Source organism: Mycobacterium sp. 852002-51971_SCH5477799-a (assembly GCF_001667145.1).
Lineage (GTDB): Bacteria > Actinomycetota > Actinomycetes > Mycobacteriales > Mycobacteriaceae > Mycobacterium.
Genome location: NZ_LZIF01000086.1, coordinates 220,313 through 239,484 on the forward strand (window position 1 = coordinate 220,313; position 19,172 = coordinate 239,484).

10 protein-coding genes and 1 tRNA gene are annotated in these 19,172 nt (G+C 67.3%); 6 read left to right on the forward strand and 5 right to left on the reverse strand.

Features of this window, described 5'->3' with window-relative positions:
* Positions 1-264: 264 nt before the first annotated feature.
* The 4 genes from A5753_RS12655 (at position 265) to A5753_RS12670 (ending at position 12,743) form a co-directional block, all read left to right on the forward strand.
* Positions 265-9,522, forward strand: a complete 9,258-nt coding sequence (locus A5753_RS12655) for a type I polyketide synthase (RefSeq protein WP_067127977.1) — start codon at positions 265-267, stop codon at positions 9,520-9,522.
* A gap of 28 nt (positions 9,523-9,550) precedes the next feature.
* A complete protein-coding gene (locus tag A5753_RS12660) occupies positions 9,551-9,949 on the forward strand; it encodes a holo-ACP synthase (RefSeq protein WP_067127981.1) in 399 nt (132 codons plus the stop codon).
* A gap of 10 nt (positions 9,950-9,959) precedes the next feature.
* The gene (locus A5753_RS12665) at positions 9,960-11,285 is read left to right on the forward strand and encodes a dipeptidase (RefSeq protein ID WP_067127983.1); all 1,326 of its coding nucleotides are present in this window, start codon (positions 9,960-9,962) and stop codon (positions 11,283-11,285) included.
* Positions 11,286-11,378: 93 nt separating this feature from the next.
* Positions 11,379-12,743 (forward strand): cytochrome P450, encoded by a 1,365-nt coding sequence (locus A5753_RS12670; protein ID WP_067127986.1) that lies wholly within the window; start codon positions 11,379-11,381, stop codon positions 12,741-12,743.
* Here A5753_RS12670 and bcp read toward each other — a convergent pair.
* Positions 12,740-13,213: a thioredoxin-dependent thiol peroxidase gene (gene bcp / locus A5753_RS12675; protein WP_067127989.1), complete on the reverse strand. Its 474-nt coding sequence runs from the start codon at positions 13,211-13,213 to the stop codon at positions 12,740-12,742. The two genes, A5753_RS12670 and bcp, sit on opposite strands and share 4 nt — an antisense overlap.
* A gap of 104 nt (positions 13,214-13,317) precedes the next feature.
* Between bcp and A5753_RS12680 the strand changes: the two genes are divergently transcribed.
* Positions 13,318-13,545: a DUF3618 domain-containing protein gene (locus A5753_RS12680; RefSeq protein ID WP_067128070.1), complete on the forward strand. Its 228-nt coding sequence runs from the start codon at positions 13,318-13,320 to the stop codon at positions 13,543-13,545.
* Here the strand turns inward: A5753_RS12680 and A5753_RS12685 are convergent.
* The 4 genes from A5753_RS12685 to A5753_RS12700 all read right to left on the reverse strand — a co-directional run bounded on the left by A5753_RS12685 (position 13,532) and on the right by A5753_RS12700 (position 17,412).
* Positions 13,532-15,271: a DUF3556 domain-containing protein gene (locus tag A5753_RS12685; protein ID WP_067127992.1), complete on the reverse strand. Its 1,740-nt coding sequence runs from the start codon at positions 15,269-15,271 to the stop codon at positions 13,532-13,534. The genes A5753_RS12680 and A5753_RS12685 overlap by 14 nt on opposite strands.
* Positions 15,272-15,488: 217 nt before the next feature.
* Complete coding sequence (locus tag A5753_RS12690; protein WP_067127995.1) at positions 15,489-15,755, reverse strand: hypothetical protein; 267 nt, start codon at positions 15,753-15,755, stop codon at positions 15,489-15,491.
* 134 nt (positions 15,756-15,889) lie between these two features.
* Positions 15,890-15,965: transfer RNA gene (locus A5753_RS12695), tRNA-Lys, on the reverse strand.
* Positions 15,966-16,173: 208 nt separating this feature from the next.
* The gene (locus tag A5753_RS12700; protein ID WP_067127998.1) at positions 16,174-17,412 is read right to left on the reverse strand and encodes a GNAT family N-acetyltransferase; all 1,239 of its coding nucleotides are present in this window, start codon (positions 17,410-17,412) and stop codon (positions 16,174-16,176) included.
* A 205-nt stretch (positions 17,413-17,617) separates the two neighbouring features.
* Between A5753_RS12700 and A5753_RS12705 the strand changes: the two genes are divergently transcribed.
* Positions 17,618-19,172: MMPL family transporter (locus tag A5753_RS12705; protein WP_156656078.1), on the forward strand; the 1,555-nt coding region annotated here is incomplete at its 3' end.

Genomic DNA, 19,172 nt, shown 5'->3' on the forward strand with positions numbered 1-19,172 from the left:
TGTTACCCAGGACACGGTTACCGATGCGTAGAACTCACCAGTAACCGATCAGCGCGCAAAACGAGGGTCGATCCTTATGACACTCTTAGTACAGCCGATGGAGTCCGTCGCGCCGCTCAGCGCCACCCGAGCGGTCCGCCGACAACACACCGGCCCGGCCGTTTCCCGGCTGTGATTCGACGCGGAATCGACAGGACCCCGCCCTGCGGTGGTGAACCGCCAGACGAACGAGACCTAAAGACGCATATAGGGGAGACAGAAAAGGTGACGATCCACGAGCACGATCGGGTGTCCGCTGACCGCGACGGGCGAGGCCCGCAGGGGAGCAAGAACCCACAAGCCGGGGACACCCTCGCTCTTGTCGACCGCTTGACGGCCGGCGAGGCCTACGCCGTGGCATTCGGTGGTCAGGGCAGCGCCTGGCTGGAGACCCTCGAAGAACTGGTGTCGTCGGCGGGAATCGAGTCCGAGCTGGCAACGCTGGTCGGTGAGGTGAACCTGCTCCTCGAGCCGGTGGCCAAAGAGCTGGTCGTCGTGCGGCCGATCGGGTTCGAGCCGTTGTCGTGGGTGCGTGCGCTGGCGGCCGAGGATCCGGTTCCGTCGGACAAGCACCTGACGTCAGCCGCGGTGTCGATCCCGGGCGTGCTGCTCACCCAGATCGCGGCCGTGCGTGCGCTGGCACGACAAGGCATGGACCTGAAGGCGACGCCGCCGGTGGCCGTCGCGGGACATTCCCAAGGTGTGCTCGCGGTCGAGGCGCTGAAGGCCGGTGGTGGCCGCGATGTCGAGCTGCTGGCAATGGCCCAGTTGATCGGTGCGGCCGGAACGCTGGTGGCCCGTCGGCGCGGCATCTCGGTGCTTGGCGACCGCCCGCCGATGGTGTCGGTCACCAACGCCGACCCCGAACGCATCGGCCGGCTGCTCGAGGAGTTCGCGCACGACGTGCGCACCGTGCTGCCGCCCGTCTTGTCCATCCGCAACGGCCGCCGCTCGGTCGTCATCACCGGCACGCCGGAACAACTGTCCCGCTTCGAGCTCTACTGCCAGCAGATCTCGGAGAAGGAAGAAGCCGACCGCAAGAACAAGCTCCGCGGTGGCGATGTCTTCGCGCCGGTCTTCGATCCGGTGCAGGTCGAGGTGGGCTTTCACACACCCCGGCTGGCCGACGGCATCGACATCGTCGGCGACTGGGCCGAGAAGGTCGGCCTGGACGTCGAGCTGGCCCGGCAGCTGACCGAGTCGATCCTGGTGCGTCCCGTCGATTGGGTGGAGGAGATCACCCGGGTCAACGACGCGGGGGCGCGCTGGATTCTCGACCTGGGGCCCGGCGACATCCTGACCCGGCTGACCGCGCCGGTGATCCGCGGTCTGGGCGTGGGGATCGTGCCCGCGGCGACCCGCGGCGGGCAACGCAACCTGTTCACCGTCGGCGCCGTCCCCGAGGTGGCGCGGGCCTGGTCGAGCTACGCTCCGACGCTGGTTCGCCTGCCCGACGGCAGGGTCAAGCTCTCGACGAAATTCACCCGGCTGACCGGCCGCTCGCCGATCCTGTTGGCCGGCATGACCCCGACCACCGTCGACGCCAAAATCGTGGCCGCCGCGGCCAACGCCGGGCACTGGGCCGAGCTGGCCGGCGGCGGGCAGGTCACCGAGGAGATCTTCGCCGACCGCGTCGAGCAGATGTCCGGGCTGCTCGAAGACGGTCGTACCTACCAGTTCAACGCGCTGTTTCTGGACCCGTACCTATGGAAGCTGCAGGTCGGCGGCAAGCGGCTGGTGCAGAAGGCCCGCCAGTCGGGCGCGGCCATCGACGGTCTGGTGATCAGCGCCGGCATCCCCGACCTCGAGGACGCCGTCGACCTGATCGAGGAGCTGGGCGAGGTCGGCATCAGCCACGTCGTCTTCAAGCCGGGCACCGTCGAGCAAATCCGCTCGGTCATCCGCATCGCGACCGAGGTGTCCACCAAGCCGGTGATCGCGCACATCGAGGGCGGGCGCGCCGGGGGCCACCACTCCTGGGAAGACCTCGACGACCTGCTGCTGGCGACCTACTCCGAGTTGCGGTCGCGCTCCAACATCACCGTCTGCGTCGGCGGTGGCATCGGCGCGCCGGAGCGGGCGGCCGAATACCTGTCCGGCCGCTGGGCGCAGGCGTACGGCTTCCCGCCGATGCCGATCGACGGCATCCTGGTCGGCACCGCGGCGATGGCGACCAAGGAGGCCACCACGTCGCCGTCGGTCAAGCGGATGCTGGTCGAAACGCAGGGCACCGATCAGTGGATCGGCGCCGGAAGAGCGTCCGGCGGAATGGCTTCCAGCCGTAGTCAGCTCGGTGCGGACATTCATGAGATCGACAACAGCGCGTCGCGATGCGGCCGGCTTCTCGACGAGGTCGCCGGAGACGCGGAAGCGGTCGCGGAGCGCCGCGACGAAATCATCGCGGCGATGGCCAACACCGCCAAGCCGTACTTCGGCGATGCCGGTGAGATGACCTACCTGCAGTGGCTGCAGCGCTACGTCGAATTGTCGATCGGGGACGGCGATTCCACCGCGGACACCGCGTCGCCGGGCAGCCCGTGGCTGGCCGACACCTGGCGCGACCGTTTCGAGCAGATGCTGCAGCGCGCCGAGGCACGTCTGCACGCACAGGATTTCGGTCCCATCGAGACGCTGTTCGACGGCTCCACCGACGACGGCGCGCGGCTGCTGGAAAATCCTTCCGAGGCCATCGCCACCCTGCTGGCGCACTACCCCGACGCCGAACGCGTGCAGCTGCACCCGGCCGACGTCCCGTTCTTCGTCACCCTGTGCAAGCTGCTGGGCAAGCCGGTCAACTTCGTGCCGGTGATCGACAAGGATGTGCGGCGCTGGTGGCGCAGCGATTCGCTGTGGCAGGCGCACGACGCCCGCTACGACGCCGATCAGGTGTGCATCATTCCGGGTACCGCGGCCGTGGCCGGCATCACCCGGATGGACGAGCCCGTCGGTGAACTGCTGGACCGCTTCGAGCAGGCGGCCATCGACGAGGCGCTCGCCGCCGGGGCGGAACCCACGGCGGTCACCTCACGCCGCACCGGCCGCGCCGACGTCACCGGGCCGCTGGCCGTCGTGCTGGACGCCCCCGATGTGCAGTGGGCCGGCCGCACCGCGACCAACCCGGTCCATCGGATCGCCGATCCCTCCGACTGGCTGGTGCATGACGGACCCGAGAGCCGCCGCGCCACGCATTCGTCCACCGGTGCGCAGCTTCAGGTCGACGGCGACCGCGTCGTGCTCAGCGTTCCCGTATCGGGTACGTGGATCGACATCCCATTCACGTTGCCGCCCAACACTGTTGACGGCGCCACGCCGGTGGTCTCCACCGAGGACGCCGCCACGGCCATGCGGGCGGTGCTGGCCATCGCCGCAGGCGTCGACGGGCCGGAGTTCTTGCCTGCGGTCACCGACGGAACAGCCACGGTCACGGTCGACTGGGACCCCGAGCGGGTCGCCGACCACACCGGTGTCACGGCCACCTTCGGAGAACCTTTGGCGCCCAGCCTCACCACCGTGCCCGACGCACTCGTCGGACCGTGCTGGCCAGCCGTCTTCTCGGCGATCGGCTCGGCCATCACCGACGCCGGCGTTCCGGTCGTCGAGGGCCTGCTGAGCCTGGTGCATCTCGACCACGCCGCCCACATGATCGGCAAGCTGCCGAAGGGCCAGGCGCAATTGACAATCACCGCAACGGCTTCGGTGGCCATCGACACGGACATGGGGCGCGTCGTGCCGGTCTCGGTCACCATCGCCGACACCGACGGTCAGGTGATCGCCACCCTGGAGGAGCGGTTCGCGATCCTGGGACGCACCGGCGCCGCCGAACTGACGGACCCGACGCGCGCCGGTGGTGCGGTCTCGCAGAACGCGACCGACACCCCGCGTCGGCGCCGCCGCGACGTTGCCATCACCGCTCCGGTCGACATGCGTCCGTTCGCGGTGGTCTCCGGTGACCACAATCCCATCCACACCGACCGGGCCGCCGCACTGTTGGCCGGCCTGGAATCGCCCATCGTGCACGGCATGTGGCTGTCGGCCGCGGCCCAGCACGCGGTGACCGCCACCGATGGTCAGGCGCGCCCGCCGGCGCGGCTGATCGGCTGGACAGCGCGCTTCTTGGGCATGGTGCGTCCCGGCGACGAGGTCGCTTTCCGCGTCGACCGGGTCGGAATCGACCAGGGCGCAGAGGTTTTGGAGGTTGCCGCCCGGATCGGATCGGATCTGGTGATGTCGGCGACGGCACGCCTGGCGGCCCCGCATACGGTCTACGCGTTCCCCGGACAGGGAATTCAGCACAAGGGCATGGGCATGGACGTCCGGGCCCGATCGAAGGCCGCCCGCAAGGTGTGGGACAAAGCCGACAAGTTCACCCGTGACACGCTGGGCTTCTCGGTTCTGCACGTGGTGCGCGACAACCCGACCAGCATCATCGCCAGCGGTGTGCACTACAACCACCCTGAGGGCGTGCTGTACCTGACGCAGTTCACCCAGGTCGCGATGGCCACCGTGGCCGCGGCGCAGGTCGCCGAGATGCGCGAGCAAGGCGCCTTCGTGGAAGACGCGATCGCCTGCGGCCACTCCGTCGGCGAGTACACCGCACTGGCGTGCGTGACCGGCATCTACGAGCTGGAAGCCTTGCTGGAGACGGTGTTTCACCGCGGGTCGAAGATGCACGACATCGTGCCGCGCGACGAGCTGGGCCGGTCCAACTATCGGCTGGCGGCCATTCGGCCCTCGCAGATCGACCTGCCCGATGACGAGGTCCCCGAATTTGTCGCCGATATTTCGGCGAATACCGGTGAGTTCCTTGAGATCGTCAACTTCAACCTGCGCGGGTCACAGTATGCGATCGCGGGCACCGTGCGCGGGCTGGAGGAGCTCGAGGCAGAGGTGGAGCAGCGCCGCAAGATCACCGGCGGCAAGCGCTCGTTCATTTTGGTGCCGGGTATCGACGTGCCGTTCCACTCGCGGGTGTTGCGTGTCGGTGTGGCAGAGTTCCGGCGATCACTCGACCGAGTCATGCCGCGCGACAAGGATCCTGACGTCATCATCGGGCGCTACATCCCCAACCTGGTGCCGCGTCCGTTCACCCTGGACCTCGACTTCATCCAGGAGATCCGCGACCTGGTGCCGGCCGAGCCGCTCGACCCGATCCTTGCCGACTACGACACCTGGATTGCCGAGCGCCGGATCGAGATGGCACGCATCGTCCTGATCGAGCTGCTGGCATGGCAATTCGCCAGCCCGGTGCGCTGGATCGAAACCCAGGACCTGCTGTTCACCGAAGAGGCCGCCGGCGGTCTCGGTGTGGAGCGGTTCGTCGAGATCGGTGTGAAGTCCGCGCCGACCGTCGCGGGCTTGGCCACCAACACCCTGAAGCTGCCCGAATACGCCCACAGCACAGTCGAAGTGCTCAACGCCGAACGCGACGCGGCGGTGCTGTTCGCCACCGACACCGACCCCGAGCCGGAGCCCGAGGACGAGCCGGAGGTGCCCGCCGAGAGTGCGTCGGCGCCGGAAGCGGCCGCACCGGCCCACGCTGCCGCGCCCTCGGGTGCGGCCCGGCCGGACGACATCGGATTCGATGCCGCCGACGCCACACTCGCGCTGATCGCGCTGTCGGCCAAGATGCGCATCGATCAGATCGAGGAGCTGGATTCCATCGAATCCATCACCGACGGCGCGTCGTCGCGGCGCAACCAGCTGCTGGTGGACCTGGGTTCGGAGCTGAACCTGGGCGCCATCGACGGCGCCGCCGAAGCCGACCTGGCCGGGCTGCGCGCGCAGGTGACCAAGTTAGCGCGCACCTACAAGCCTTACGGCCCAGTGCTTTCCGACGCAATCAACGACCAGCTGCGCACGGTGCTGGGGCCCTCGGGCAAGCGGCCCGGTGCCATCGCCGAGCGGGTCAAGAAGACTTGGGAACTGGGCGAGGGTTGGGCCAAGCACGTCACGGTCGAGGTCGCGCTGGGGACCCGCGAGGGGACCAGTGTCCGGGGCGGCGCCATGGGGCACCTGCACGAAGGTGCGCTGGCCGACGCCGCGTCCGTCGATAAGGCGATCGATGCCGCGGTGGCTTCGGTTGCCGCGCGCCGTGGCATCGCGGTCGCGCTGCCCTCCTCGGGCGGTGGCGGCGGTGCGACCATCGACGCCACCGCACTGGGTGAATTCACCGACCAGATCACCGGCCGTGACGGCGTGCTGGCCTCGGCGGCCCGCCTGGTGCTCAACCAGCTGGGCCTGGACGACCCGGTCAGCGCTTCGCCGGCGGCCACCGACGCCGAACTCATCGACCTGGTCACCACCGAACTCGGCGCTGACTGGCCACGCCTGGTATCGCCGGTGTTCGAATCGAAGAAGGCCGTGCTGTTCGACGACCGGTGGGCCAGCGCGCGCGAAGACCTGGTCAAGCTCTGGCTCAGCGACGAGGGCGACATCGACGCCCGCTGGGTGGACCTGTCCGAAAGGTTCGAGGGCGCAGGCCATGTGGTGGCCACGCAGGCCACCTGGTGGCAGGGCAAGGCCCTGGCCGCCGGCCGTCAGATCCACGCATCGTTGTACGGCCGCATCGCGGCCGGCGCCGAGAACCCGGATCCGGGCTCTTACAGCAGCGAAGTCGCCGTGGTGACTGGCGCATCCAAGGGCTCCATTGCCGCGGCGGTCATCGGGCGACTGCTCGATGGCGGCGCCACCGTCATCGCCACGACGTCCAAGCTCGACGACGAGCGGTTGGCGTTCTACCGCGGGCTCTACCGCGACCACGCCCGGTTCGGCGCGGCCCTGTGGGTGGTCGCGGCCAACATGGCGTCCTACTCCGACATCGACGCGCTGGTCGAATGGGTCGGCACCGAGCAGACCGAAAGCCTTGGGCCGCAGTCGATTCACATCAAGGACGCGCAGACCCCGACGCTGCTGTTCCCGTTTGCTGCACCGCGGGTCGCGGGCGACCTGTCCGAGGCCGGCTCTCGCTCCGAGATGGAGATGAAGGTGCTGCTGTGGGCGGTGCAGCGGTTGATCGGCGGGCTGTCGAAGATCGGCGCCGAGCGCGACATCGCGTCGCGGCTGCACGTCGTGCTACCGGGTTCACCGAACCGCGGAATGTTCGGTGGTGACGGCGCTTACGGCGAAGCCAAGTCGGCGCTGGACGCCCTGGTGAGCCGTTGGCACGCCGAGTCCTCGTGGGCGGCCCGGGTCAGCCTGGCGCACGCGCTGATCGGTTGGACCCGCGGCACCGGGCTGATGGGCCACAACGACGCCATCGTCGACGCGGTCGAGGAGGCCGGCGTCACCACGTACTCGACCGACGAGATGGCCGCAATGTTGCTGTCGCTCTGCGACATCGAGTCCAAGGTCGCCGCGGCCGCTGCGCCGATCAAGGCGGACCTGACCGGCGGGCTGGGCGAGGCCAACCTCGACATGGCCGAGCTGGCCGCCAAGGCCCGCGAGCAGGCCACCTCGGCATCGGACGACGAGGCCGAAGCCTCCGGCGCCCAGGGCACCATCGCCGCGCTGCCTTCTCCGCCGCGCGGCTCCGCGCCGGCACCACCGCCGGAATGGGCGGACCTCGACGTCGACCCGGCCGACCTGGTGGTCATCGTCGGTGGCGCGGAACTGGGCCCCTACGGCTCGTCGCGGACCCGCTTCGAGATGGAGGTCGACAACGAATTGTCGGCGGCGGGCGTCCTCGAGCTGGCCTGGACCACCGGCCTGATCCGCTGGGAGGACGATCCCCAACCCGGTTGGTACGACACGCAATCCGGTGACCTGGTCGATGAGTCCGAGCTAGTCGAGCGCTACCACGACACCGTGGTCGAGCGCTGCGGCATTCGCGAATTCGTCGACGACGGCGCGATCGACCCCGACCACGCTGCGCCGCTGCTGGTGTCGGTGTTCCTGGACAAGGACTTCGCCTTCGTGGTGTCCTCGGAGTCCGACGCGCGCGCCTTCGTCGAGTTCGACCCGGAACACACGATCATCCGGCCGGTGCCCGACTCCAGCGACTGGCAGGTCATCCGCAAGGCCGGCACCGAGATTCGGGTGCCGCGCAAGACCAAGCTGTCGCGAACCGTCGGCGCGCAGATCCCGACCGGGTTCGACCCGACCGTGTTCGGCATCAGCCAGGACATGGCCAGCTCGACCGACCGGGTGGCGTTGTGGAACATCGTCGCGACCGTCGACGCGTTCCTGTCGTCGGGGTTCACCCCGACCGAGTTGATGAGGTGGGTGCACCCCGGCCTGGTCGCCAGCACGCAGGGCACCGGCATGGGCGGCATGACCTCGATGCAGACGATGTATCACGGCAACCTGTTGGGCCGTAGCAAGCCGAACGACATCCTGCAGGAAGTTCTGCCGAACGTCGTTGCCGCGCATGTGATTCAGAGTTACGTCGGCAGCTATGGCGCGATGATCCACCCGGTGGGCGCGTGCGCGACCGCGGCGGTGTCGGTCGAGGAGGGTGTCGACAAGATCCGTCTCGGCAAGGCGGAGCTGGTGGTCGCCGGCGGATTCGACGACCTGACGCTCGAAGCCATCATCGGCTTCGGTGACATGGCGGCCACCGCCGACACCGGCATGATGCGGGGCCGGGGCATCCACGACTCGAAGTTCTCCCGGCCCAACGATCGACGCCGGCTGGGATTCCTCGAGGCGCAGGGCGGCGGCACCATCCTGCTGGCGCGCGGCGACCTGGCGCTCAAGATGGGTCTTCCGGTACTGGCCGTGGTGGCCTACGCGCAGTCGTTCGCCGACGGCGTGCACACCTCGATCCCGGCGCCGGGCCTGGGCGCGCTGGGCGCCGGTCGCGGCGGCAGGGATTCGGCGCTGGCGCGGTCACTGGCGAGGCTCGGGGTGGGCGCCGACGACGTCGCGGTGGTCTCCAAGCACGACACATCGACGCTGGCCAACGATCCCAACGAGACCGAACTGCACGAGCGGCTCGCCGACTCGCTGGGCCGTTCCGAGGGTGCCCCGCTGTTCGTGGTGTCGCAGAAGAGCCTCACCGGGCACGCGAAGGGCGGCGCGGCGGTCTTCCAGATGATGGGGTTGTGCCAGATGCTGCGCGACGGGGTGATCCCGCCCAACCGCAGCCTGGATTGCGTCGACGACGAACTGGCCGGCTCGGCCCACTTCGTGTGGGTGCGCGAGACGCTGCGCCTCGGGGACAAGTTCCCGCTCAAGGCCGGGTTGGTGACCAGCCTTGGGTTCGGCCATGTTTCGGGGCTGGTCGCGCTGGTGCACCCGCAGGCGTTCGTCGCCGCGCTCGACCCCGAGCAGCGTGCGGACTACCGGCGGCGCGCGGACGCCCGCGTGCTGGCCGGTCAGCGGCGGCTCGCGTCGGCGATCGCCGGCGGCGCGCCGATGTACGAGCGGCCGGTGAACCGCCGCTTTGACAACGACGTGCCGGAGAAGCGTCAAGAAGCCGCGATGCTGCTGAACCCGGACTCGCGCCTGGGTGAAGGCGAGGCTTACCAGGTCTCTGCCGGATGACGTCGGCGATCCGTTAGCCTGGCGACCCATGGGAATTGTCGGTGTGGGGATCGACCTCGTCTCCATTCCTGATTTCGCCGAGCAGGTCGACCAACCGGGCACCGCCTTCTCCGAGACGTTCACCCCGGGGGAGCGCCGGGACGCCTCGGACAAGAGTTCGTCTGCGGCGCGTCACCTGGCGGCTCGCTGGGCCGCGAAGGAGGCCGTGATCAAGGCCTGGTCAGGGTCGCGGTTCGCCCAGCGTCCAGTGCTGCGGGAGGACATCCACCGCGACATCGAGGTGGTCACCGACATGTGGGGCCGTCCGCGGGTTCGGTTGAGCGGCGACATCGCCAAACACCTGGCCGACGTGATCATTCACGTGTCGCTGACGCACGAAGCGGATACGGCCGCCGCGGTGGCCATTTTGGAGACGGCGGCCGACTAGCCTCGATCCCATGAGCGATCTGGTCGAGCGCGTCCGCGAGGTGCTGCCGTCGGTGCGGCGCGATCTGGAAGACCTGGTCCGCATCGAATCGGTGTGGGCCGACCCGGGCCGCCGCGGCGAGGTACACCGCAGCGCGCAGGCCGTCGCGGATCTGTTGTCGCAGGCCGGATTCAGCGATGTACGCATCGTCAGCGAAGGGGGAGCTCCCGCGGTAATCGCTCACCACCCCGCCCCCGCCGGCGCACCGACCGTGCTGCTGTACGCCCACCACGACGTGCAGCCCGAGGGCGACCGCGGCCAGTGGATTTCGCCACCGTTCGAGCCCACCGAGCGGGACGGCCGTCTCTACGGCCGCGGAACCGCCGACGACAAGGCCGGCATCGCAACACATTTGGCGGCGTTTCGGGCGCACGGCGGGCAGCCGCCGGTGGGCGTGACGGTCTTCGTCGAGGGCGAGGAGGAATCCGGGTCGCCGTCGCTGGGCCGGCTGTTGGCCGCGCACCGCGACGCGCTGGCCGCCGATGTGATCGTCATCGCCGACTCGGACAACTGGAGCACCGAGATCCCGGCGCTGACGGTGACGCTGCGCGGCATGGTCGACTGCGTCGTCGAGGTCGCCACGCTCGACCACGGCCTGCACTCCGGCATTTGGGGCGGCGTGGTGCCCGACGCGCTGAGCGTGCTCGTGCGCATGTTAGCCAGCCTGCACGACGACGACGGCAACGTGGCCGTCGCCGGCCTGCACGAAAGTGCCGCCGCCGCCGTGGATTACCCGCCCGAGCGGGTGCGCGCCGACTCCGGCCTGCTGGACGGGGTGTCCGAGATCGGATCGGGTTCGGCACCGCAGCGGCTGTGGGCCAAACCCGCGATCACCGTGATTGGTATCGACACCACACCCATCGAGAAGGCCTCCAACACGCTGATCCCGCGGGCCCGCGCCAAGATCAGCATGCGCGTCGCGCCGGGCGGCGACGCATCGGTGCACCTGGACGCGTTGACCGCCCACCTGCAACAGCACGCGCCGTGGGGCGCACACGTGAGCGTCACCCGCGGCGACGTCGGCGAGCCCTACGCCATCGACGCCACCGGCAGCGTCTATGACGCGGTGCGGGCCGCGTTCCGGCAAGGTTGGGGGACCGATCCGATCGACATGGGCATGGGCGGGTCGATTCCGTTCATCGCCGAATTCGCCGAGGCGTTCCCGCAGGCGAAGATCCTCGTCACCGGCGTGGAAGATCCCGCCACGCAAGCCCACAGCATCAACGAGAGCCTGCATCTGGGCGTGCTCGAACGCGCGGCCATCGCCGAAGCGCTACTGCTGGACAAACTGGGCTGAAGCGAAACTCGACCCCCGGATTGCATATGTAGAACGACGGTCTCGTCGCATACTGCTTCTACATGCAGCCACTCGTCCGCAGGAGACGCCACCGTGAGTACGGAAGACACCCTGACCGAAGACGCCGGCAAGACCAACCGTTACCACTTTGATCGCCACACCCCGGAGTACCGCGAGCGGTTCACTGCAATCACCGAGGAGATGCACGCCAGGTGTCCGGTGGCGTGGACCGACACCTACGACGGGCATTGGGTGGCCGCGGGCAACAGGGCAGTCTTCGAGCTCGCTCGATGCCCGCACGTATCCAACGACCACGACGTGACCGGCGAAGGCACCGGCTACAAGGGCATCACCATCCCCACGCTGCCGCAGGGCACCGGCGTCCGTGGCGGCATGCTCGAGATGGACGAACCCTTGCACTCCGCCTACCGCAGCATTCTCAACCCCTACCTGTCACCGGCAGCCGTCAAGCGCTGGAAACCGTTTGTCGACGAGATCGTGCGCGCGAGCATCGACGAGAAGATCGAAGTCGGGCGTATCGACTTCGTCGACGACCTCGCGAACGTCGTGCCCGCCGTCCTGACTCTGGCGATGATGGGTGTTCCTCTCAGGAAATGGCAGCTGTACTGCGAGCCGGCCCACGCCAACGTTTACACCCCCGCCGATTCGCCGGATGCCCCAAGAGTTTTGGAGCAGACGATGGCGATGGGGGCGGACCTGTTCAACCACCTCCTCGAGATCCGCGAGAACCCACGCCCCGGCATAGTGGACGCACTGGCAAGACTGAAGATCGACGGCGAACCCGCCCCCGACGCCGAACTGCTCGGAATGCTCGGCTTGATCATCGGCGGAGGTTTCGACACCACGACGGCGCTGACCGCGCACGCCCTCGAATGGCTGGGCGAAAATTCCGAGCAGCGCGAACTGCTCAAGCGGGATTCAGCAACGCTGCTCGACTCGGCGACCGAGGAATTTTTGCGTTACTTCACGCCCGCGCCCGGCGATGGTCGCACCATCGCCGCCGACCTCGAACTCGCGGGTACGCGATTCAAGGAGGGCGATCGCCTGTGGCTGTCCTGGGCGATGGCCAACCGCGACCCCGCGGTGTTCCCCGACCCGAATCGATTAGACCTGAGCCGAAAGAACAACCGGCACTTCAGCTTCGGGCTCGGCATCCACCGCTGCATCGGCTCCAACGTCGCACGCGTCGTGTTCAAGTCGATGCTGACGGCGGTGCTCGATCGGATGCCCGACTATCGCTGCGACCCCGAGGGCACGGTGCACTATCCGACGATCGGCGTGATTCAGGGCATGCAGCACCTTCCGGCGGCCTTCACCCCGGGCAAGCGGCTTGGCCTAGGGATCGACGAGACGCTGGAGAAGCTGCAGCGGGTCTGCGATGAACAAGGAATCGCGCGGCCGATCACCGAGTACACAGAGGCCGCCGTCATCGGCTAGACGGACAGGTCGCGGCGCAGCTTGGCGACGTGGCCCGTCGCCTTCACGTTGTACTGCGCGACGGCGATCTTGCCCTTCTCGTCGACCACGAAGGTGGAGCGGATGACGCCGGTGACCGTCTTGCCGTACATCTGCTTTTCGCCGTAGGCGCCATAGGCCGTCAGGACCTTGCGGTCGGGGTCGGACAGCAGCGGGAACGTTAGCTTCTGGGCGTCACGGAACTTGGCGAGCTTCTCCGGCTTGTCGGGAGAGATCCCGATGACGTCGAGGCCTGCACCGTTGAGCTCGGCCAGGCTGTCCCGAAAGTCGCACGCCTGCTTGGTGCATCCCGGCGTCGACGCGGCAGGGTAGAAGTACACGACGACGCGACGCCCTTTGTAGTCGGCCAGCGACACCTTGTTGCCGTCGGCGTCGGGCAGGCTGAAGGAGGGCGCTTTGTCGCCCGGTGCAAGCCGTGTGGTCTCGGTCAAGGTAACTACCTTTCTGTTCACCGGAGCGTCGGGGTTACCGCCAGCTGATCTAGGGTAGTTCCGGCAGGTGTAGGAGCTGGATAGTGGGCGACTTGGAGGACACAGTGGCGGATCGGGACCCCGAAGCCATCAAGCAGGACATCGACGTCGCCCGTGACCAGCTGGCGGCCACCGTCGACTCGCTTGCCGAGCGGGCCAACCCCCGGCGCCTCGCCGACGACATCAAGATCCGGTTGATCGGATTCGTGCAGAAGCCCGTGGTGCTGGCCTCGCTGGCCGGCGTCGGGGCCCTCGTCGTGGTGGTGGCGGTGCGCCGCGTCAGGAATCGGTGACGCGGCCGGTCTGGACGTACACCGGAATGTCGTCGGCCCAGGGCTGGTTGGTGGCCATGTCGTCGACGTCGCAATAGCCGCGTTCGAATTCACCCGTCGCCGCGTCCACCAACCGGTATTCCTGCCGCTGTTGGTGGATGGGCTGGGCGTCGAGGATAACGACCCGCACCTCGCCCGGCTCGAAGCCGCACCGCTGCTGCAGCGCCTCGATCAGGCATTCGTTGTGCATGTGCCCGTCGCCGAAGTTCCAGCCGAGGACCATTGCGCACAGGACTTCGCCCTCACACAGGTTGTAATCGTCCTCGTCATAGTCGGCCATTGCCCGGTGCGCCAGGGTCAGCAGCGCGCGTCCGTGGGTGTTCATGCCCCGAAACGCCAGGGCGAGGTGCAGCGGGATCAGGGTTTCCTCTTTGCTGCCGTACAACCGCTCGAGCTGCAAGTGTTGCATCGGGCCCAGGGCCCGCGAGCCGACGCGGATCTTCTCGTCGGCTGAAGGCCGCACACACCACAGGGTGGTGTCCCAGTTGCCCGCGTAGTAGCGCATGCCGGGCAGGAAGGACACCTTGCGCGGGCTGAGGTTCCCGAGGGCGACGGTGCCGGCCATGGCGGCGAACAGGATGGCGACCGGCAGCAGGTTGGCCAGATCCGACAGGCCCAAGCGAGCGTGCGCGACGAACAGCCACACGACCCCGAAGATCATGAACACGTTCCATTCCAGCGGCACGCCCATGGGGAAGGCCAGCAGGATGTTGAGGTGGAACACGATCATCACAAAGACAGCGAGGGCCGTCGGCCAGCCGCCGTGTGAAAAAAGCAGCACGAGCGGCACCAAACCCTCGACCGCGGTCGAGAAGTGGGCGATGAAGCCCGCCAAAGCGCTGGGCCGCAAATCGTCCGGATGGTGCTTGAACATCGACCGTTTGAGCCGGCCCGAGGGGATGAACGGATTGTTCGCCAGCATCGTCGAGATCACGAACGGAAAGTGCTTGTTGAGCTTGGAGGTCGCCGCGCCCAGCCAGATCACCATAAACACGACCTTGGCGCCGACCACGATGTCCGCCCCGGCGAACAGAAACGTCAGCGCCAGTGGCGCATACACCTCGCCCCGCGCGGCCAGGAAGATGATCTTGTCGCGCAAGCCGAGCACAGCGAGCACCGCCAGGATCGCGAGGGTCCGCCACCACGGCAGCACGCCGATCGTGGTGTCCAGGGCCGTAATCGGCCCGCTGCCATCGGACAGCAGCGCGGACACGAGCAGCGCGAGCAGGACGCCGTAGAGCAACGCGTCGAACGGGGTCCGGTTGTGGCCGTTGGTCAATGGCACCCGAGCGGGCCAGGGTGGTAATCGGATGGTGCCGGGCCGTAGCCAGTACAAGATCGACCCCATCGGGGGAAAGTAGCGCCCGGCCAACGGTCCGAAGCAGCAGCCGAGACCGATTACTTCGAACAGCATCGTGTAGAGCACGGCCTTTTGGAACACGATCGGCTCTGACCACCACGCGCCGACTTGGGTGAAGCCTCCGATGCCGGAGGTCGACCAGGCGAATAGCCAGCCGCCGAGGATGTACAGCGCGATCTTCACGCCGTACATCACGTGCATCACCAGCGGGGTGCCGAAGCCGTGCTCGGCGATGTGGCGCGCCATCGGCACAATCCGCTCGGCGCGGGAGCGGGCGCTCCACTCGGGCATGTCGACGACGGGCAGGTTGGGCTGGATGAACCCCATTGCAGCTCCTTCGACGCAGCGTGTCCCAAGGGGCCTATCGGCGCTTACGGCGCCAATCGGTGCCAGCAAGAAATTACCTGCAGGAGGGGCTAGCCCGGAGGGATACGACGACAAATAGTCCGGCGCAATCCGATTAGCCACACCACCTGCCTCCGGCGGTCTGCGCTCGGCATCACCGCTGGAGCACCTTTGCTGGGCCGGGCCAACAGGGCGACGGCTACTCCCAGCCGGGCGGGTCATTCTCGGCCATGTAGGCCTCCCACGCGGCGCGGCGCATGGTCCGGGAATGCAGGTCCTGACAGATCGCCTTTGCCTCGCCTGCGATGACGGTCCGGCCCAGGTCGTGGTGCACAAAGCCGTCATCGACACGCTCGGCGCGGAAGCCGCCCGTCGAGACCGCGTGGACTCGATACTCGCTACGGTCGTCGATGTTGGCGTGGAAGTGGCCCTCGTGGGGTTCGATCCACTTCAGCTCCGTTTTCACCAGTCCACTCTGCAGGAGTCCGTCCCAAAGACGGTAGGGCTCGCGGGGGTGAAACGGAGCTCTCGGGAATCGCTACCCATCGGGGAAACCCCTGCAGTGAAGAAGCCGCCAAATATTGACATATTCGGCTGGGCTGGTGCGCCGTCAGGGTTTCGAACCCCGGACCCGCTGATTAAGAGTCAGCTGCTCTACCAACTGAGCTAACGGCGCTTGTGGTCGGCCGAGACCGCGTAGGCGACAATAACAGGCGTTGCGCCACACAGTGAAATCCCGACCTCGTTCCAGGATAGCCGCCCGGGGGTCAGTGAGCCGGTAGGCGTCCGAGCACGCCCTGGTCGGTGAGCGCCTGGCTGCCGTCCACTTTGTTTTGCGCCATCCGGTGTGCCGGTGAAAGATGCTGTCGTGCAACGAAATCGGTTCACAACACGGTGCCGGTATAGGGTGTCCGGTCGGTGCCGAAGGCGGCGTCCAGCTCACGCAACGCACCCTGGCGCGCCTCGGTGATGCGGTTGGCGCGGGCAAGCTGGGAAGCCCGGTGTGCCCCCATGTAGACGGTGGCCAGGTCGGCCAGACCGATCTTGATGTCCGGGGAGCCGTCGTGGGGGGTGCATTTTCCGATGCCGTCGTGGCTGTGCAGCGCAAAGGTCCCCCCCGCAAGGCCGAGCGGGTCCGTGACTTCCAGCACGATGTCGGCATCGGCGGCATAGCTGCGCGCGCCGAGCGTTTCGGGGACGTCGTTGATGCGCACCCACAGAAAGTCGCTTACGCCCTTGGTTTCAGCGGCGCGTTGGTCGACGAGTTTGAGCGGTAGTGGATCGTCAGCAGCCACGTCGACCTCGATGCGATAGAACATCTCCAACACCAGGAGCGTCTGCAGTAGCTCGGTATGCGCTTCGTCGGTGATGGGGCAGAAATCTTCGACGACCACGGTGCCCAGCGGCGGACGGAACGCATGCTGTTGCGAGCCGACCACTCGGTAAGTGAGGAAGCCGTCGGGATGGATGGTGTAATGCAGCGCAGATCCGTTGCCGCGCTGGGTCGGTCGGTCGTCCAAGTAGTCGGCCCACCACGCGTCGTCGCGGGAAATGGTGCCAGGAGTTGCGGCACACCATCTTTCGTAGATCTCTGGCAACCGCCGTCGTGCCTCGGCGGCGTTGACCTCGCGCCCCCGAATCCGGCTCGGGGCGTCGCGCAACTTCGCGAAGCGGCGGTCGATGGAATAGGTGTGGCTGTAGCTCGACACGCCGGCGCCGAAGCCGTCGTACATCGCCGTCTGCGTCGGAACGCCGCAAACGACGGGATAACCGCGGTCCAGCAGTATTCCGAGCCCCTGGGCGCTGAGTTGCGCCCAGAGCCCCTTGCCCTGATGCGTTGACGCAACGGCGATCATCGTCAGCCACGCGACCCGTAAGTTGGCTCCGCCGGGCACTGTGAGCCGCGAAGGGTAGATGATGGACGTTCCCACCAGATTCGGATGCTCCGGATCGGAAACATCCTCGGCGATCAAAATGTTGTCGAGACTGACTCGACTCCTCCAGGCCTCAAGGTCTTCGGGGCCCACCGGATCGCCGAAAGCCCGGGCCTGATTCTCGAAAACCGACTGCCAGTCGTCTTCGGTGGGATGCCGAATATTGGTGCTATCGCCCTTTTCGTCCATCGCACATCCAATCTGCTTGTAGCCCAGGCAAACCGGCACAGCGCACGCCGAATCCAGGTACCAAGTGTGCTTTTAGCTCCGATACCCGAGTGCCAGAAGGTCAAACCTCGATCCAAAGATCGAAACGACGCAAGGCCAGAACGCTAATGTGAGCAATTCAATACTGGGCGGGTCAACCGACGCGGTTTCGGGTAGGCGATACGCCATGCTGCAAGTAATCACCCGGCTTGCGATCGCCGCGCCGCGCCGCATCATCGCGATCGCCGTGCTGGTGCTACTGGGGGCAGCCATCTTCGGGTTGCCGGTGGTCAACAGCCTTTCCGGCGGGGGTTTCCAGGACCCCACTTCGGAGTCTTCGCGGGCGAGTGACACCCTTCGGGACAAGTTCAACCAAACCGATCAGCAGATGCTGATCGTGGTGACCGCGTCGACCGGCGCGCGCGGTGGTCTGGCGCGCCAGGTCGGCACAGAGATTGCCGACCAGTTAAAACGATCCCCGTGGGTGCTGAACGTGTCGTCGCCCTGGACGTCACCACCCGCGGCCGCGGCTCAGCTGGTCAGCAAGGACGAAAAGTCCGGAATGATCGTGGCCGGCCTGAAGGGCGGGGAAAACGACGCGCAGAAGTACGCCAGCGCGTTGACGAAGGACCTGGTGCATGACCGCGACGGCGTCACCGTGCGCGCCGGCGGCATGGCCGTGGCGTATGCGCAGATCAACGACCAGAACCAGCGCGACCTGCTGTTGATGGAGTCCATCGCGATTCCGCTGAGTTTCGCGGTGCTGGTGTGGGTGCTCGGCGGAGTGGCGGCGGCTGCGCTGCCAATTGTCTTGGGCACATTGGCCATCGTGTGCACCATGTCGGTACTGCGGCTGATCGGCCTCGCCACCGACGTGTCGGCCTACGCGCTGGACCTCAGCATCGCGATGGGCCTCGCCCTGGCCATCGACTACAACCTGCTGATCATCACCCGTTACCGCGAGGAACTGGCGCGCACCGAGGACCGCTACCGGGCGTTGTATCGCACCATGGCCACCGCCGGGCGGACCGTGCTGTTCTCCGCCACCACCGTCGGCTTGTCGATGGCGGTGATGGCGCTGTTCCCGATGTACTTCCTGAAATCGTCGGCTTACACCATCGTGGCCACCGCGGCCATCGTCGCGATCACGGCGGTGGTGGTGACCCCGGCCGCCATCGTGCTGCTGGGTCCCCGGCTGAACACGATGGATGCCCGTCGTGTGATACATCGCATCCTGCAGGGGCAGAGGTCATTTCGTGATCCGGCGCACAAGCCGCTCGTGTCGCAGTTCTGGTACCGGTCGACCAAATTCGTCCTGCGTCGCGCCATGCCGGTCGGCTTGAGCGTAGTCGCGCTGCTGTTGTTGCTGGGCGTGCCGTTTCTGGGGGTGAAGTGGGGTTTTCCAGACGAGCGGGTGCTCCCGCGCTCGGCGTCCGCGCGGCAGGTGGCCGACATGCTGGACAACGATTTCGCGAACGGATTGGGCACCTCGGTTTCCGTGGTCGTTCCCGACGCCCACGGGCTGAGCCCCGGGGAGCTGCACCGATACGCCGCCGAGCTGTCCCGGGTGCCCGACGTGTCCGCGGTCACCGCACCGATGGGGACATTCGTGGGCGGAAATAGGGCGGGCCCACCCGCCGCCGCCACCGGCATGGCCAACGGCAGCGCGTTTCTTACCGTGGTCAGTGCTGCGCCGCTGTATTCGCGGGCATCGAACATCCAGCTCTGTCTCATATACACAA

What these genes read in the sequence shown, in the direction of transcription:
- A5753_RS12660 (WP_067127981.1), top strand. Translation starts at nt 9,551, where the DNA reads ATGGGAATTGTCGGTGTGGGGATCGACCTCGTCTCCATTCCTGATTTC.
- A5753_RS12665 (WP_067127983.1), top strand. Translation starts at nt 9,960, where the DNA reads ATGAGCGATCTGGTCGAGCGCGTCCGCGAGGTGCTGCCGTCGGTGCGG.
- A5753_RS12685 (WP_067127992.1), bottom strand. Translation starts at nt 15,271, where the DNA reads ATGGGGTTCATCCAGCCCAACCTGCCCGTCGTCGACATGCCCGAGTGG.
- A5753_RS12700 (WP_067127998.1), bottom strand. Translation starts at nt 17,412, where the DNA reads ATGGACGAAAAGGGCGATAGCACCAATATTCGGCATCCCACCGAAGAC.